Below are 16,775 nucleotides of genomic sequence, written 5' to 3' on the forward strand. Positions count from 1 at the left end.
AGAATAGGAAATCATACCCATCCATCAGTATAACGGACGGGACAAGAAAGCAAAAGAAAAGATGTCACAAAAACGTGACATCTTTTAATCGAGGGCGGACACGAGAATGCCGAGCCGGTCGAGTTCATGGACGGCGGCATCGAGCGCGTCCTCACTGTCGGCTTCGAGCGTATGGATATGCAGGCCGTCTGTCAAATGTGACAGCGGGGCCGCCTGATTCGCGACGACCCGTTCGAGGAAGGCACGGACGTCCCGGCGGCTCTTCACCATGAGTTGGCCGGTGATCGATCCGTAGACGGGATGGTCGATGATGACGTCGCGAATCGTGACGCCTTCATCGACGATGGCGTTCATCTCGGCTTCCATCTCGTCGGCCGTATGCCGGCAGACGATTTTTCGTGTATAGGCTGACGGAGCCGCCTCTCCTGGGAGATAGACGTAGCCGCGAGCGGTCGCGACGATCTGATGCCCTTTCGCTTTCAACAGCGACAAGTCTTGGACGACGACTTGCCGGCTGACAGCGACGTGGCGGGCAAGTTCGGCCCCGGTGATCGGTTCCGTGCTCGATTCAATCAATTCAAGTAACGTGCGCCGGCGTTCTTCACCGGCTAAGCGTTTGTTCATAACTTTCAACTCTCCTTGCTAAAGTGACGATGGCATCCGCGAGCGCTGACACACTTTCCGTGGTCGTGCCCTCGCCGAATGAGATTCGGACGAGACCGTGACAGGCGCTCGTCTCAAACCCGAGCGATTCGAGCATCCGGTTCGGACCGTTCTGTCCGGCCCGGCAAGCCGATCCGGCGGACACTTGGAACCCGAGCGCATCGAGTTCGGTCATCCACCACTGACCGTCGCGGCGGTTCGACACGAACGAGTAGATGGCCGGGCTTTGGTCGTCGAATTCGAGCCATTGTACGTGAGACGATGTCTTCTCTTTCAAGATAGCACGAAACGACAAGAAATTTCTTTCATGACGTGTCCGTTGTTCGTGCCGTTCTGTGAACGCCTTGACGAAAGCAGAAATGCCGGGCACGTCGATCGTGCCGGGACGAATCCCGTATTGATGATGCCCCGGATAGTAAGGCGGCGGCAATAGGCGTTCCATGTAGAGCCCGCCGACCCCTTTCGGTCCGCCGACTTTATGGGCGCTGAACGAGTAGGCGTCGATTCCATCGACGGAGACCGGGATCTTCCCGAGCGCTTGGACCCCGTCGACGTGAAAGAGCACTTTCTTGTATTTCAATTGGCAAAGGATGTGATGGAGTGGCAACACCCAGCCCGTGTCCGAGTTGACATGTTGCATCGTGACGAGCCCGATATCGCGGTCGAGCAAGTGCGTGAACGCCTCATGGTCGAAACGGCCGTCTTTTAATTTCAAGCGATGGACGGTGACGCCTTCAGCCTCCCATTCGTCAAGGAGCAAGGAGACGGAGTCGTGCTCTTGCCATGACGTGATCACTTCTTTTCCTTTCATTCGTTTCCGGAGACTCGTCAGCGCGATGTAGTTGCTCTCAGACCCGCTCCCGGTGAACAAAAGCTTACCGCGGAGCATGTCGAGGCCGAGCGCCTGCTTCACGAGCCGACGCGCCTCCGTCAAATAGTCTTCTGCCATGAAACCTGCGCTGTGGAGGGAGGACGGGTTGCCATAAACGTTCCGCGCCATCGCCGTGTAATGGTCGAGCGCGGATTTCGTCATCGGATGAGTGGCCGCATAGTCGAAGTAACGGATCATCAAGTATCCCTCTTTTCTCATGTTGTTTTCTTCATAAAATTATGCGAAACTAGTTTACAAGTCAACATTACATATGAAAAACAGGTGATATACAGATGTCTTTACAGTTAGAACGAACCGACGTGCTCATCATCGGGTCGGGTCTTGCGGCCGTGACCGTCGCGCTTCACTTGCCTGACACGTTCCGCGTGCTGCTCGTGACGAAAGGCCGAATGACCGAGACGAACTCTGACCTCGCCCAAGGCGGGATTGCGAGTGCCTATTTAGAAGAGACGGGTGCAGCGCACGTCCAGGACACGCTCGCGGCGTCGAAACAGACAGCTCGCGCCGACCGGGTCCGCTTGCTCGTTGAAGCAGGGCGCGACGTCGTGCGCGACATGGAACAGTACGGGGTGTCGTTCGACCGGGACGGTGATACGTATGCCCTTGGCCGGGAAGGGGCCCACGGGACGTCCCGCATCTTCCACGTCGGCGGGGACGAAACCGGACGGCACGTCATGGCGACGCTCCGGGACCGGCTGCCTAATAACGTGCACGTCATGGAACACGTGTTGATCGATCGCCTGCTCCAGAGCGAGGGACGCGTCATGGGCGCGTCCGGATTCAAGGGCGAGGCGCGGATTCAAATCCAGGCCGGTGCCGTCGTGCTCGCGACCGGTGGAGTCGGCGGCCTCGTCGATTGGACGTCTAACTGTCGAGCGGTCACCGGCGACGGGCTCGTGCTAGCGAAACAGGCCGGTGCCAAGTTGTCCAATCTGACGAATATCCAATTCCACCCGACGCTATTAGCCGTCGAGACGCCCGTACTCGTGACCGAGGCGCTCCGCGGCGCCGGTGCGACGCTCGTCGACGCGAAGGGACGACATGTGATGCGGCACCATCCGCTCGGCAGTCTCGCCCCGCGTGATGACGTGGCGGCCGTCTTGACGGCCTTTCCCGGACAAGTCTATCTCGAGACGTCCCGGGTCGAACGTTTGGCGGAACGGTTCCCGAAACTCGCCGCGTCGTGCCGGGCGCATCACCTCGACGCCTCGAGCATCCCGGTCCGGCCGGGTCTTCATTTTCAAATGGGCGGGGTCGCCGTCGATGCAGAGGGACGGACGACGGTGCAAGGGCTCTATGCGGTCGGAGAAGTGGCGGAGACGGGTGTCCATGGCAAGAATCGGCTCGCTTCGAATTCATTGCTCGAATGCTGGGTGTTCGGCAAACGGGTCGCCGCAGCGGTTGAATTGTTAGATTGCGACAGCGGCGAGAAAGGCGGGACGGCGTACGAGATGACGGATGAAGTGTTTCAGTCATTTCGCCGACAGATTGGGAAGTGGTTAACCATTTCGCCAGCGATTGACGAAATAAGAAGTTTCTTAGAAAATACCCAACAATTGACACGGACGAAACACGTGACAAGACAATTGGCGGAACAAACATTACAACTCGAGGCGGCGCGCCTTCTTGCGCACGCTTTTATGGAAAGAGAGGGATTGGATGAACCGATTGGCACTGCGCGATCAACTGACACAGTTTTTGCTTGAAGATATCGGATTCGGGGACGCCTCGAGCGCCCTCATCGACGCGAAAATCATGTCGACCGCCGTCGTCACCGCGAAAGCCGACGGGGTCTTCTGTGGGCTTGACGTCGTGCTTGAACTCGCGGCGATGCAACGGCTCGTCGTCGAGTCGTGCGTGGAGGACGGTACGGTGATCCGCCAAGGCGACGTATTGTTCATCTTGCACGGCAAGGCGCGGACGCTTCTCGAGACAGAGCGGGTGCTCCTTAACCTCGTGCAACATATGAGCGGCATCGCGACGATGACGCGTCGCTGCGTCGAGGCGCTGAACGATCCGTCCATCGCCGTCACGGACACCCGGAAGACGACACCCGGGCTCCGGATGATCGAGAAACACGCCGTCCGCGCGGGAGGCGGCAAGAACCATCGGCTCCGGCTCGATGACGCCGTCATGATCAAAGACAACCATATTACGGCGCTCGGCGGGGTCACGTCGGCCGTTGCCATCGCGCGGGCGAACAACGGCCACACGACACCGATCGAGATCGAGGTCGAGACGCTCGAGCAGTTGCACGAGGCGATCGCGGCCGCCCCGGACATCATCATGCTCGACAATCGAACGCCGGACGAGTTGAGAGCGTGGGTCGCGCTCATCCCGCCAACGATCACGACTGAGGCGTCGGGCGGCATCACGGTCGATACGATCGCCGCCTATCGCGGTACCGGAGTCGACGTCCTGTCGATTGGACAATTGACGCATTCCGTGACGGCGCTCGACTGTAGCTTGAATCTTAAAGGAGGAGTCAAACATGCAACTATTAGGAACGATGCCAACCGCATATACGAATCTGTCGATTGAAGAGATGGAAGAGCGGATCGAGGCGATCAAAGCTCGGCTCGGCAGCCGATTGTTTTTACCGGCCCACCATTATCAAAAAGATGAGGTCGTCCAGTTCGCGGACGCGACCGGAGATTCGCTCCAGCTCGCACGGCTCGCCGAACAGATGAACGCCGCTGAGTTCATCGTCTTTTGCGGCGTTCACTTCATGGCCGAGACGGCCGACATGCTCACACGTGACGACCAGCTCGTCATCTTGCCGGACATGCGGGCCGGTTGCTCGATGGCCGACATGGCCGATATCGACCAGACGGAAATCGCCTGGGAAGAACTGACCGATTCGTTCGGCGACAGTATCATCCCGATCACGTACGTCAACTCGACGGCGGCCATCAAAGCGTTCGTCGGTAAGAACGGCGGGGCGACGGTCACGTCATCGAACGCCCATGACATCGTCCAGTGGGCGCTCGAAGCGGGAGAACGGATTCTGTTCCTTCCGGATCAGCACCTCGGACGGAACACGGCGTACGATTTAGGCGTGCCGCTCGAACAAATGGCCGTCTGGGACCCGATGCGAGAACGGCTCGAGTATACGGGAGACATCGAAGACGTCCGTGTCATCTTGTGGAAAGGGCATTGCTCGGTGCACGAGAAGTTCAATGTCGCGCAAATCGAGGCGCTCCGGAAACATGACGCAGAACGGCGCATCATCGTCCATCCGGAATGTACGTTTGATGTCGTTCAGGCAGCGGACGAGGCCGGTTCCACGTCTTATATCATCGACCAAATCGAGGCGAGTAAGCCTGGGACGAAGTGGGCCGTCGGCACCGAGATGAACCTCGTCAACCGGCTCGCCGCGACGCATCCCGAGCAAGACATCATCTCGCTCAACCCGTACATGTGCCCGTGTCTGACGATGAACCGGATCGACCTTCCACATCTCCTCTGGTCGCTCGAGTCGCTTGAGACGGACCCGGTGAACGTCATCCGTGTCGATTCAGAGACGACGAAATGGGCGACGCTCGCTCTCGAGCGGATGCTCGCGCGGTAAGGACAGGCAATCGCCTGTCCTTTTTTCGTGGCGGCGGTTATGGTACAATGAATGCAGTTTTCCCATGAAGAGGAGATTAAACCGTGATTGAATTCGTAAAAGGATCCGTCGCCTACGTGTGCGCGGAATATATAACGTTGGATGTTTCGGGCGTCGGCTACAAAGTACATGTGCCTAACCCGTTTTTTTATCGTGAACAAGACGAACATGTAATCGTATTTACACACCATTACGTGCGCGAAGACCAACAGACGCTCTACGGTTTCCGGTCACGCCGCGAGCGTGAGTTGTTCAACAAGTTGCTCGGTGTCAACGGCATCGGACCGAAAGGGGCGCTCGCCATCGTCGCCTCGGGCGACATGGACGCGTTGATCGACGCGATCGAGACCGAGAACGAGAAGTATTTGACGAAGTTCCCAGGCGTCGGCAAGAAGACGGCCAAACAGATGGCACTCGATTTGAAAGGGAAGCTATCCGAGCTCGCCCCGGACTACGTGCCGCAGACGGGCTTGTTTGCCCAAGGCGCATCCGAGCTCGACGAGGCGTGCGAGGCGCTCGTCGCTCTCGGCTATTCGGAACGTGAGATCACTCGAGTCCGGAAAGAACTGAGCGCAGAAATCTTGACGACAGACGCTTACATAAAGCGCGCCTTGCAGTTGTTGTTGAAATAAGGAGGAAGCTATGGACGAACGGTTGTTGTCACAATCCCATCAACAATATGAAGACTCTGAAGAGTGGAGCCTGCGTCCGCAAAAGTTCGAACAATATATCGGACAAGAGAAGGCGAAAGGCAACCTATCCATCTTCATCCAGGCGGCAAAACTGCGCCATGAGACGCTCGACCACGTCCTTCTTTACGGTCCTCCGGGGCTAGGGAAGACGACGCTCGCTCAAATCATCGCTAACGAGATGGGTGTCGGCATCAAGACGACGGCCGGACCTGCCATCGAACGGCCGGGTGACTTGGCGGCGATTTTGTCGACGCTCGAACCGGGCGATGTTTTATTCATCGACGAGATTCACCGGCTCAGCCGGACGATTGAAGAAATTTTGTATCCGGCGATGGAAGACTATTGTCTCGACATCGTCTACGGTCAAGGCGAGATGGCGCGAAGCGTCCGCATCGACTTACCGCCGTTCACGCTCGTCGGGGCGACGACAAGGGCCGGCATGCTCTCGGCTCCGCTTCGCGACCGTTTCGGCGTGACGCTCAAACTCGAGTATTACGAGACGCATGAACTCGCCGCCATCGTCAGCCGGACGGCGCAACTGTTCCGGCTGTCGATTTCCCCAGAAGCGAGCGGGGCCATCGCGAAACGTTCGCGCGGCACTCCGCGGATCGCGAACCGGCTACTTCGCCGTGTCCGCGACTTCGCCCAAGTGGCGGGGACGAAAGAAATCGATCCGGCCATGGCTTCGAGCGCGCTCGACCGTCTGCACGTCGACGCGCTCGGTCTCGATGAAGTCGACCACCGGCTCCTGCGGGCGATGGTCGAACGGTTCGGCGGCGGACCGGTCGGACTCGAGACGCTCGCCGCGACGATCGGCGAAGACGCTCAGACGATCGAAGACGTCTACGAGCCGTATTTGTTGCAACAAGGTTTCCTGCAACGGACGCCGCGAGGACGCATGATCACCCAGTACGCGAAGACGCATTTTGGCTATGAAGAGGAGTAACAGATATGCAAGACATTCAATTGAACGTAAACGACTATGACTTTGACTTACCAGAAGAACTGATCGCCCAAGTACCGCTTCTCGACCGGACGAGTTCACGTTTGCTCGTCCTCGACCGTGACACGGGTGACATCGAGCACCGCCACTTCCGCGACGTGCTCGACTATTTGCAAGCAGGCGACGCCCTCGTCGTCAACGACTCGCGCGTCTTGCCGGCCCGACTGTTCGGAGCGAAGCAAGAGACGGGCGGCAAAGTCGAGTTGCTCTTGTTGAAGCAGACCGAAGATGATGTGTGGGAAGCGCTCGTCAAACCGGCGAAGAAAGTGCGCGTCGGCGCCATCGTCGAGTTCGGGGGCGGCCTTCTTCGCGCCGAGTGCGTCGAGGAGCTTCCGGAAGGCGGACGCCGTTTCAAGTTCGATTATGACGGCATCTTTTATGAGATTTTAGACGAGCTCGGCACGATGCCGCTCCCGCCTTATATCCGCGAACAGCTCGACGACCAAGACCGTTATCAGACGGTGTATGCGAAAGAACGGGGGAGCGCGGCCGCACCGACGGCAGGACTCCACTTCACGGAAGAACTGCTCGAGGCGGCACAAGCGAAAGGTGTCAAACTCATCCCGCTCACGCTCCACGTCGGACTCGGCACGTTCCGTCCGGTGTCGGCCGATTCGATTGAAGAGCATACGATGCACAGCGAGTACTTCGAACTGTCAGACGCATCGGCACAAGCGTTGCGCGATGTACGTGCGAACGGCGGGCGCATCTTCGCGGTCGGGACGACGTCGACACGGACGCTCGAGACGATCGTGCGCGACCACGGGGACTTCGTCGAGTCATCGGGCTGGACGGACATTTTTATTTACCCTGGCGTCGACTTGTTGGCGATCGACGGGCTGATCACGAACTTCCACTTACCGAAGTCGACGCTCGTCATGCTCGTCTCCGCGTTCGCGTCACGCGACATCATCTTGCACGCATACCGCACCGCGGTCAATGAACGATACCGCTTCTTCAGTTTTGGAGACGCGATGCTCATCACGAGGAAGGAAGAAACAAAATGACCAAACACGCAGTCACATACGAACATATCCACACATGTAAACAGACAGGGGCGCGGCACGGGATCGTCCATACGCCGCACGGCTCGTTCGAGACACCTGTCTTCATGCCGGTCGGCACACAGGCGAGCGTCAAGACGATGGCTCCTGAGCAAGTGAAAGCGATGGGGGCGAACATCATCCTGTCGAACACGTACCACTTATGGATTCGCCCGGGACACGAAGTCGTCAAACAAGCGGGCGGCCTGCACAAGTTCATGAACTGGGACGGCGCCATCTTGACGGATTCGGGCGGTTTCCAAGTGTTCTCACTCGCCGACCTTCGTAACATTCAAGAAGAAGGCGTCCATTTCCGCAACCACTTGAACGGGGACAAGTTGTTCCTGTCGCCAGAAAAAGCGATGGAGATTCAAAACGCGCTCGGTTCGGACATCATGATGGCGTTCGACGAATGTCCGCCGTACCCGGCGACACATGAGTACATGAAGAAGTCGGTCGAACGGACGAGCCGGTGGGCCGAGCGTTGCCTCGAAGCGCACGCGCGTCCCGAGGACCAAGCGTTGTTCGGCATCATCCAAGGGGGAGAATACGAAGATCTTCGCCGTCAAAGTGCGGCCGATCTCGTCTCGCTCGACTTCCCGGGCTATGCCGTCGGCGGATTGTCTGTCGGAGAACCGAAAGACGTCATGTACCGCGCGCTCGAGTTCACGACGCCGTTCATGCCGGAGGACAAACCTCGCTACTTGATGGGGGTCGGCTCACCGGATGCGTTGATCGAAGGTTCGATTCGCGGAATCGACATGTTCGACTGTGTCTTACCGACACGAATCGCCCGCAACGGGACGCTCATGACGTCGAAAGGGCGCGTGACGATCAAGCATGCGAAACATAAGACGGACTTCGGGCCGATCGATGAGAAGTGCGATTGCTACACGTGCAAAAACTACTCACGCGCGTACGTCCATCATTTGATTCGTGCCGATGAGATGTTCGGTCTCCACCTTTGCTCGACACACAACCTTCACTTCCTCGTGAAGCTGATGGAACAAGTGCGCCAAGCGATTCGTGAAGATCGCCTGCTCGACTTCAAAGAAGAGTTTTTCGAAGAATATGGGTATAACAAACCGAACGCCAAGAATTTCTAATTCTTCCACAGTCATTGTGTGACAACGTTTCAGTTTCACGGTATAATGAACCTGATATTGAAGGAAAGGGTGAATTTTACACATGGAAACTCTCATTGCACTATTGCCGATGATCCTTATTTTCGTCGTGTTCTACTTCTTGTTGATCCGTCCGCAGACGAAACGTCAGAAAGAAGTACAATCGATGCAAAACGCGCTTGAGCGTGGCGATCACGTCGTGACGATCGGCGGTCTTCACGGTGTCGTCCACCAAATCGAAGACACACAAGTCGTCTTGAAATGCGACCAGTCGCTTCTTCGTTTCAACCGAAGCGCGATTGCTGAAGTCGTCAAGAAAGCGAACGCTTCGTTCGCCGAGTAAGTACAAAAAGTCTGACCGAATCCGGTCAGACTTTTTGTTTTGTCTTGATGAGCTGCGGAATGATGCGGCGCGCGGCTTCTTGTCCGCCGTAGATGGCGCGGGCGAACGGTCCGAGAATCAAATCGGCGTACGGGCCGGTCATGTACAGCCCGTCTGTCCAAGCGAGCGTCTCGTCGAGCACCGGTGTGCCGCATGGGGTGAGCGGGAGGTCGAGTTGTTCAAGCAGCGGTCGTAAAAACGACTGGCTCGGGTCAATCGGCCGGATGCCGGTGCAACAGACGACTTCTTCAGAAGGCACGGACACGCCGTCGATGACGAGGCGATTGCCGTCACGGACCGGCTCTCCGATGACGTGATGGACGATCCCGTCCCGAATCAACCGTTTCACTTTCAAGACGAGATCGTTCGGGGACGAGCCTGGTTTTCGCTCGCGCTTCACGAACGACCGCTTCTCACGCCAGTTGTCGTCGAGTTCGTAAAACGCGCGTAACCCTTTCGGACCCATGAAACTGCGGTCGGCATCGAACTGGCTCACTTCGAGCGGACGTTTCGTGACGAGAGTGACGTGATGTCCTTGTTTCACGCGGGCGATTGTATAGTGGAGCGCCGTGATACCTCCGCCGACGATCGTCACAGTATCGCGTTCACGTGCGTCTTCTGTTGCGAAGACGTGGCGGCACGTTGCCAAATCGGCCCAATCAGGAAGATGCATCGTGCTCGATTGTCCCGTCGAGACGATGACGGTGTCCGCCGTGATGCGTCGATTGGTTGTGACGACGATGTATCCTTCATCCGTACGTTTGATCGACCGTACCGCCTCGTTGCCGACAAACCGAGCGGCGAGATCCAAGTCTTGAATCATTCGGTCACAATGGTCGTTGAAGAGAGCGAGCGAAGGTCTGCCGAACCGGTCTTTGAAATGGTTCGATCCGTAGTCGTGACGTGTCGCGAACTGTTTCAACGCGTGCGGGTTCGAGGAGACGTGATGTACCCGGGTCGAGCGCAGATGGGTCATCTCGATTTTAGCCGTCTGCGTTTTCCAATTGGCGAGCAGGCAATCGTTCGCATCGATGATGAGCAAATCGTCGCGGCTGCCGCCTTGTTCGAGATAAGACACGGCGAGCGTCGTCCCATGAATGCCGCCGCCGATAATTAATAGTCGTGTATGTGAAAGAATCATAACGCACCTCTTAAATAGTAATAATTACGATTTAAGGATAACGGAAATGGCTGTTTTTTGTCAATCTTCGTCAATGATTCGATTCATCGACCTTATTTCCAAAAATCAAATTGCATCGTGAAAACGTTTGCATTAAGGTCGGATTGAGAAGACTTTTGACATGAAGGAGAATGAACATGGACGTGAAACGATATGTACGACAGTTGACGAACTGGAGACGGAAGCCTCGAACAGCCAAAAAGTTGGGACGGTCTTCGATGCGGCGCAAAATGGCAATCGCGCTCGTGCCGACAATCATCGCCCTCCTTTTCGTCGGGGCGCTCGGTTCGTATCAGTTGCAGCGGACGACATCCGAGTATGACCGTGTCTTGAACGAAGGGCTCAAACAGATGTTGATCGCCGAAGACTTGGCGCTCACCGTCACGGATGCAGAACGTTATTTAAATTATTACTTGCTCGTCTCCAACCCGAAGACGCTCATCAGCCTTGAAGCGTCAAAGGAGAAGCGAGATGAGTTGATGGACGCTTTAAAAGCAGCCTCGACAGACGAGAAGGTGCTCGGTTGGATCGGTGACTTGGAAAAGTTCAATCAACATCTCGATACCGAGATGGGACGTGCCATCGAGCTTCGCCAACAACAAGATGAGATTGGCTTCAAGACGGTGCTCAATACGAGCGTGACGCCGACGACCGACCGGGTGCGGATGACAGTGACAGACCTCGTCGCCCACCAAGCCGACCTATTGTCGGCAGAGACGGATGCCGTCCAAGCGGGTGCGGGCCAGTCGATCGTATGGATGATCATCATTAGCGTCATCGGTGTCGGCATCGGAATCTTCTCGTTGCTCGCCTTACAGAAACTGTTCTTGAAACCGATCAACCGCCTCGTGAATGAGGCACGTGTCGTCGCAGAAGGCGACTTGACCGGTGGCGACATCGAAGTCGAGTCGAACGATGAGCTCGGTGACCTCGTCACGGCGTTCAACGATATGAAACGCAACCTCGTCAGCTTGATTCGCCAAGTCGGCGCGGCCTCGGACAAAGTGACGGCCTACTCTGAAGAACTGTACGCAAGCACCGATCACGTCGCGACGACGACTCAAGGCGTGGCCGGTCTGTTCGAAGATATGAACATCGCCGCCCAAGTGTCGGCCAAACGAGCGGAAGAGGGCACGTCTGGCGTCAATCAAGCCGTCACCGGCCTGAATCAGATCGCGGCCGCCTCACAAGGTGTGAACGAACAGACGATCCATACGCTCGAAGCGGCGAGCGGGGGACTCGAGACGATTCAACTGGCCGAAGCGAGAATGCAAGAGATTCAACGTGCCAACGACTTGACCCAACAGATGGTCGAGCGGCTCTCGAACCAGTCGCTCGAGATTGAGAAGATCACCCGGTCGATCACGGCCATCACCGAACAGACGAACTTGCTTGCCTTGAACGCCGCCATCGAAGCGGCACGGGCGGGAGAACACGGCAAAGGGTTCGCCGTCGTCGCGGCCGAGGTCCGGAAACTCGCCGAGGAGTCGAAACAGTCGGCCAAACAGATTCAAGCGGTCGTCGGCGACATCCAACGGGACACGAAACAAGTCGAGTCGGCGTTTGACGTGACGAGCGGACACGTCTCGAGCGGTGTCGCCCAAATGGGGGAAGTCGCGGAAGCGTTCAAAGAAATCGTCTCGGTCATTCAAGAGACGTCCCGCCAAATGAGCGAGATTGCCGCTGCGACCGAAGAAGTGAGTGCGAACACGACGGAAGTCGCTGTCTCGGTCGAAGATATGTCGACGAACGCTGTCTCGACGCAACGGAGCGTCGAAGAAGCGGGAGCGAACGTGGAAGAGCAACTCGCCGCCATCCAAGAAATCAACGGCATCGCTGAGACGATGAGCCATATGTCTGTTGAGTTGAAAGATCTTTTGCACCTCTTTAAAACGTCTGATGAACAGTAAGTGGTACACATGACATAGGGCGGAGAAAGGCTTGCTGCTTCGACCTCAAAGCGTGTAGACGAAGTCGTGTTACAGTCGAACTGAAACATGACTTCGTTGTTGTTCACTATACAGAAGCTTTGACTCATTCTTGTGCTAAGCAATTAAAGCAAAAAACTGCAGACAGCTTACTTGTCTGCAGCCTGAGGTTACAGACGTGTCTGTAACTTTTTTTAATTCAATGGTTGTTTCAGTTACCTGTGAACGTTTTAGAGAGTTTGCCAATCACGTACCCTATCACGGCAATAGTTGTAACCAATGCAGCGTTGTTAATCTTGTCATGGAACAATACATACACTCCGACACCTAAAATAGCTACTATGATGAGGAAAAACCAATCTTTTGCTCCCATAATAGATTGAAGTTTAGTCTTGTTAGACATGACTGTCGTCCTCCTTAGTCGTCTTGACCGCAAACTTAAGGACGACAACGATGACAAATACGGCAATGGTGATTATCGTCTTTGTCGAATCGCTCATTCCGTCCACGAAAAAATACATAACGGTCACTGCTGCGAGCAATACAATGTAAATCCATTCTTTAGCTGAGTGATTTATCATGAAACCTCCTGACAGTTGCCAAACTAACACACTAAATTTTGGAATGAAAGCCCCAGAAAAAAAGTCTAAGGATAGAGACGTATGTCTTTTAAGTCGTTAACAAGCCAATGAGATGGGGGACGAACAGAAATCGACACGTTCAGCGCTTATTCTCCTCCCATCAAGGCATCAGAAAAAACAAACGGCCGCCAGACGGCGACCGTTTTGCGTTGCTCACTATAAAAAGATCGTGTTAATCAACAAGCTGAGAAACGTATATTTCTTCGGCTTAACTATACTTACGTGGATTGGATCAAACGGTCACATTAACAAAACGAGGCTTGCGGCCATGACCATCATCCCGGCGACCATGCCGTACACCGCATGGTGGGCGCGTCCATATTCACGGGCGGCCGGCAACAGTTCATCGAGCGAGATGAACACCATGATGCCTCCGACAGCGGCGAACAACAGACCGAACACCGTATCGCTCAAGAACGGCATCAAAATCAAGAAGCCGACGATGGCGCCTGCCGGCTCGGCAAGACCTGATAAGAACGAATACTTGAGTGCTTTTTTACGGGAGCCGGTCGCGTAATAGATCGGTACCGACACAGCGATCCCTTCCGGAATGTTGTGGAGGGCGATGGCGATCGCGATGGCGAGACCGACGGCCGGGTCGTTCAGCGCCGAGATGAATGTCGCCAAGCCTTCAGGGAAGTTATGGATCGTGATCGCGAGCGCCATGAACAGCCCCATCTTATGAAGCCGTTTTTTCGACGCTTCGTTGAGCGGGGCCTGTGCCGTCGCGGTCGACGCCATCTCATGTGTCGATGGATCGTTTTGCATCGTCTCGACGAATTTCACTTCGTGCGGGTTCTCCGGTGACGGGATGAACTTGTCGATCAGCCCGATGAGCAGCATCCCGCCGAAGAAGGCGAGCACCGTGTAAATCGTTCCGGCCTGCTCACCGTGGGCGCCAATCAGTTCTTCGAGCGCCTTCGGAAAGATTTCGACGAACGAGACGTAAATCATGACCCCGCCCGAGAAACCGAGGGACACGGATAAGAATGCCGTGTTCGTCCGTTTGGCGAAGAACGCGATCATACTCCCGATACCGGTCGCGAGTCCGGCGAATAAGGTGAGTAAAAAGGCGTATACAATCGTACTATCCATTTTCGAGTGACTCCTTTACGAATAAATTTGATTTTTTGATAAATTCAGCATACATCAAGTTTTGCCCTTGCGCAACATTTAGTCGCTCAGGCAAAAAGAATCGTGGGAAATGACCGTTTGGTGTTACAATTTTAGGAAAACGATTGATAAATGTTTAGAATATTTGTAATGTTAACGAGAGAAGATTTTCAAACAGAACATGTGTTTTAGAAAGGAAATAGCCGTATGTACAAAAAAGGGAATATCGCGATCTTTGCGGTCATCATGATCGCAACGATCCTACTTGCCGTGCTCACGACACCTTGGGTCGTGAAAAACACGAACCTCGGACTCGACTTAAAAGGCGGGTTCGAAGTGCTGTACGAAGTGCAGCCGCTCGAAGACGGCGACGTCATCGACCAGTCGGCGATGAATGCAACCGTTCGCGCCATCAACAACCGGGTCAACGTGCTCGGGGTATCGGAACCTGATATCCGCATCGAGGACAGTAACCGGATCCGCGTCCAACTCGCGGGCGTCTCGAACCAAAACGATGCCCGGGAAGTGCTGTCTTCGACGGCACAGCTCACGTTCCGTGACATTGACGACAACGTCCTCCTCGACGGGAAAGACCTCGCACCACGCGGGGCTTCGATCAGCTATGACCAACAAGGTCAGCCGGTCGTCGAGTTGACGCTTCAATCGGCCGATAAGTTCGGTGAAGTGACGTCGCAAATCTCGCAACGTCCGGCACCGGAAAACCGTCTCGTCATTTGGTTAGACTATGAAGAAGGCGACACGTATGAAACAGAGATTCAAAAAGAGAACTCGAAAATCGTATCGGACGCATCGGTCAACGGACCGATCTTGTCGGATAAAGCGATCATCTCCGGTGGCGGCATCGATGCCGAGAGCGGACAGCGCCTTGCCGATATTTTGAACGCCGGTGCCCTTCCGGTCAAGCTTGAAGAAATCTACTCGACGTCGGTCTCGGCCCAGTTCGGTCAAGACGCGCTCGACAAGACCGTCTTCGCTTCGATGATTGGGATTGCCGCGGTCTTCTTATTCATGTTGTTCTTCTATCGTTTGCCAGGTCTCGTCTCGATCATCACGCTCGTGCTGTACATCAACTTGATCATGTTGTTCTTCAACGGGATCAACGCCGTCTTGACGCTCCCAGGGATCGCGGCACTCGTCCTCGGGGTCGGGATGGCGGTCGATGCGAACATCATCACGGCGGAGCGGATCAAAGACGAGCTGCGCTCCGGGAAATCGGTCTTGTCGGCATTCCGTGCCGGTAACCGTCGTTCCCTCAGCACGATCATTGATGCCAACTTGACGACGCTCATCTCGGCCGCAGTCTTGTTCTACTTCGGGACGAGCTCGGTCAAAGGGTTCGCCATCATGCTCATGATCTCGATCGCGATGACGTTCATCTCGAACGTCTTCATCTCACGTTATTTGATGCACCTTCTCGTCGCTAGTCGCTTGTTCGACAAGCGTAAAGGCTGGTTTGGTGTGAAGGAGAGTGAAATCCGTGAACTTTAAACTCACTGAATGGAATTATGTGAAACATATGCGCAAGATGTTCCTCATCTCGTGCGCTATCGTCATCATCGGTCTCGGCATCTTGTTCTTCCGCGGGTTGAACCTCGGGATCGACTTCGCATCCGGGACACGGGTCGAAGTCCAAACCGAGACGCAAGTGTCGCAAGAAGAACTCGAAGCAGCATTCCGCGAGGCGGGTGTCGACGAGTCGATCTCGTCTGTCCAGTACGCTGACGGCGGGACGCTCGCGAACGTCACGTTCGTCGGACAGCTCGGTCAACAAGACGTCGCTTCTGTGAAAGACGTCTTCACGGAGACGTTCGGCAGCGACCCGAACATTAGCACCGTCTCGGCCGAAGTCGGCCGTGACATTGCGCGGAACGCAATCTACGCGGTCGCGCTCGCCTCGCTCGGGATCATTTTGTACATCACGTTCCGGTTTGAATTCTCGTATGCGGTCGCGACCGTCGTCGCGATGCTCCACGATGCGTTCTTCATGATCGTCGCCTTCTCGATTTTCGGGATCGAAGTCAACTTGTACTTCGTCGCCGCGATCTTGACGATCATCGGTTACTCGGTCAACGACACGATCGTCACGTTCGACCGGGTGCGTGAAAATATTCAAGCGTATGAGAAAGAGCGGAAGATCAAGTCGATGGACGTCTACCGCTCGATCGTCAACCAATCAATCCAAGAGACGATCGTCCGTTCGGTCAACACGGTCATTACCGTCCTCTTGACGGCGCTCGCGCTCTACGTGTTCGGTGCCGAATCGATTCGCGGCTTCGCGGTTGCTCTTCTCGTCGGCTTGTTCATGGGGATGTATTCATCGCTCTTTATCGCTTCTTACTTGTGGTTGCTCCTTAAACGGACGACGCTCAATAAAAAGAAAGCAGAGCCTGCCCCAGAAGTATGATTCTTTGGTCTCCCGAGTTCGCTCGGGGGACCTTTTTAAATGTCAAGACGGCACATCCGCGGCTGCTTCTGATATAATC

At 55.5% G+C, this 16,775-nt stretch carries 14 protein-coding genes and 1 pseudogene; 10 read left to right on the forward strand and 5 right to left on the reverse strand.

The features are described from left to right. Positions 1-84: 84 nt before the first annotated feature. Together JJU47_RS08385 and JJU47_RS08390 are read right to left on the reverse strand one after the other, a co-directional pair. Positions 85-624 (reverse strand): transcription repressor NadR, encoded by a 540-nt coding sequence (locus tag JJU47_RS08385; protein ID WP_228618169.1) that lies wholly within the window; start codon positions 622-624, stop codon positions 85-87. Further along, positions 602-1,732: a cysteine desulfurase family protein gene (locus tag JJU47_RS08390; protein WP_228618172.1), complete on the reverse strand. Its 1,131-nt coding sequence runs from the start codon at positions 1,730-1,732 to the stop codon at positions 602-604. Before JJU47_RS08390 ends, JJU47_RS08385 begins: the two co-directional genes overlap by 23 nt. Positions 1,733-1,827: 95 nt before the next feature. Here JJU47_RS08390 and JJU47_RS08395 point away from each other — a divergent pair, with 95 nt between their 5' ends. From JJU47_RS08395 to yajC, 8 genes are all read left to right on the forward strand, one after another. Next, a complete protein-coding gene (locus JJU47_RS08395) occupies positions 1,828-3,261 on the forward strand; it encodes an L-aspartate oxidase (protein WP_228618174.1) in 1,434 nt (477 codons plus the stop codon). Continuing rightward, positions 3,215-4,096, forward strand: coding sequence for a carboxylating nicotinate-nucleotide diphosphorylase (nadC, locus tag JJU47_RS08400; protein ID WP_228618177.1), 882 nt, complete (start codon positions 3,215-3,217; stop codon positions 4,094-4,096). Before JJU47_RS08395 ends, nadC begins: the two co-directional genes overlap by 47 nt. Continuing rightward, entirely contained in the window at positions 4,047-5,126 is a 1,080-nt protein-coding gene (nadA, locus tag JJU47_RS08405; RefSeq protein ID WP_228618179.1) for a quinolinate synthase NadA, read from the forward strand. Before nadC ends, nadA begins: the two co-directional genes overlap by 50 nt. Before the next feature lie 83 nt (positions 5,127-5,209). Then, positions 5,210-5,797 carry a Holliday junction branch migration protein RuvA gene (gene ruvA / locus JJU47_RS08410; protein ID WP_228618181.1) on the forward strand — a complete coding sequence of 196 codons (588 nt, stop codon included), beginning with the start codon at positions 5,210-5,212 and terminating at the stop codon, positions 5,795-5,797. A 10-nt stretch (positions 5,798-5,807) separates the two neighbouring features. Further along, positions 5,808-6,803, forward strand: coding sequence for a Holliday junction branch migration DNA helicase RuvB (gene ruvB, locus JJU47_RS08415; protein ID WP_228618184.1), 996 nt, complete (start codon positions 5,808-5,810; stop codon positions 6,801-6,803). Positions 6,804-6,823: 20 nt separating this feature from the next. Continuing rightward, entirely contained in the window at positions 6,824-7,867 is a 1,044-nt protein-coding gene (gene queA / locus JJU47_RS08420) for a tRNA preQ1(34) S-adenosylmethionine ribosyltransferase-isomerase QueA (protein ID WP_228618247.1), read from the forward strand. Further along, positions 7,864-9,009, forward strand: coding sequence for a tRNA guanosine(34) transglycosylase Tgt (gene tgt / locus JJU47_RS08425; RefSeq protein ID WP_228618186.1), 1,146 nt, complete (start codon positions 7,864-7,866; stop codon positions 9,007-9,009). Before queA ends, tgt begins: the two co-directional genes overlap by 4 nt. Positions 9,010-9,091: 82 nt before the next feature. Next, positions 9,092-9,370, forward strand: a complete 279-nt coding sequence (gene yajC / locus JJU47_RS08430) for a preprotein translocase subunit YajC (protein WP_024369885.1) — start codon at positions 9,092-9,094, stop codon at positions 9,368-9,370. A gap of 25 nt (positions 9,371-9,395) precedes the next feature. Here yajC and JJU47_RS08435 read toward each other — a convergent pair whose 3' ends face one another. Next, the gene (locus JJU47_RS08435) at positions 9,396-10,550 is read right to left on the reverse strand and encodes an FAD-dependent oxidoreductase (protein ID WP_228618190.1); all 1,155 of its coding nucleotides are present in this window, start codon (positions 10,548-10,550) and stop codon (positions 9,396-9,398) included. A gap of 257 nt (positions 10,551-10,807) precedes the next feature. Here JJU47_RS08435 and JJU47_RS08440 point away from each other — a divergent pair, with 257 nt between their 5' ends. Beyond that, positions 10,808-12,499 carry a methyl-accepting chemotaxis protein gene (locus JJU47_RS08440; protein ID WP_228618193.1) on the forward strand — a complete coding sequence of 564 codons (1,692 nt, stop codon included), beginning with the start codon at positions 10,808-10,810 and terminating at the stop codon, positions 12,497-12,499. A 229-nt stretch (positions 12,500-12,728) separates the two neighbouring features. On the opposite strand, the gene JJU47_RS08445 is transcribed toward JJU47_RS08440, so the two are convergent. Further along, positions 12,729-12,920, reverse strand: coding sequence for a hypothetical protein (locus JJU47_RS08445; RefSeq protein ID WP_228618196.1), 192 nt, complete (start codon positions 12,918-12,920; stop codon positions 12,729-12,731). A 478-nt stretch (positions 12,921-13,398) separates the two neighbouring features. After that, positions 13,399-14,253 carry a zinc transporter ZupT gene (gene zupT / locus JJU47_RS08450; protein WP_228618198.1) on the reverse strand — a complete coding sequence of 285 codons (855 nt, stop codon included), beginning with the start codon at positions 14,251-14,253 and terminating at the stop codon, positions 13,399-13,401. Between the two features lie 225 nt (positions 14,254-14,478). On the opposite strand from zupT, the pseudogene secD reads away from it, so the two are divergent. Continuing rightward, positions 14,479-16,696: pseudogene (secD, locus tag JJU47_RS14730) on the forward strand (protein translocase subunit SecD). Positions 16,697-16,775: the final 79 nt, after the last annotated feature.

Origin of the sequence: Exiguobacterium sp., from assembly GCF_020832205.1 — a bacterium.
Lineage (GTDB): Bacteria > Bacillota > Bacilli > Exiguobacteriales > Exiguobacteriaceae > Exiguobacterium.

Coding starts and splice junctions, on each gene's coding strand:
- JJU47_RS08385 (WP_228618169.1), bottom strand. CDS start 624: ATGAACAAACGCTTAGCCGGTGAAGAACGCCGGCGCACGTTACTTGAA.
- JJU47_RS08390 (WP_228618172.1), bottom strand. CDS start 1,732: ATGATCCGTTACTTCGACTATGCGGCCACTCATCCGATGACGAAATCC.
- JJU47_RS08395 (WP_228618174.1), top strand. CDS start 1,828: ATGTCTTTACAGTTAGAACGAACCGACGTGCTCATCATCGGGTCGGGT.
- nadC (WP_228618177.1), top strand. CDS start 3,215: ATGAACCGATTGGCACTGCGCGATCAACTGACACAGTTTTTGCTTGAA.
- nadA (WP_228618179.1), top strand. CDS start 4,047: ATGCAACTATTAGGAACGATGCCAACCGCATATACGAATCTGTCGATT.
- ruvB (WP_228618184.1), top strand. CDS start 5,808: ATGGACGAACGGTTGTTGTCACAATCCCATCAACAATATGAAGACTCT.
- tgt (WP_228618186.1), top strand. CDS start 7,864: ATGACCAAACACGCAGTCACATACGAACATATCCACACATGTAAACAG.
- yajC (WP_024369885.1), top strand. CDS start 9,092: ATGGAAACTCTCATTGCACTATTGCCGATGATCCTTATTTTCGTCGTG.
- JJU47_RS08435 (WP_228618190.1), bottom strand. CDS start 10,550: ATGATTCTTTCACATACACGACTATTAATTATCGGCGGCGGCATTCAT.
- JJU47_RS08440 (WP_228618193.1), top strand. CDS start 10,808: ATGCGGCGCAAAATGGCAATCGCGCTCGTGCCGACAATCATCGCCCTC.
- JJU47_RS08445 (WP_228618196.1), bottom strand. CDS start 12,920: ATGTCTAACAAGACTAAACTTCAATCTATTATGGGAGCAAAAGATTGG.
- zupT (WP_228618198.1), bottom strand. CDS start 14,253: ATGGATAGTACGATTGTATACGCCTTTTTACTCACCTTATTCGCCGGA.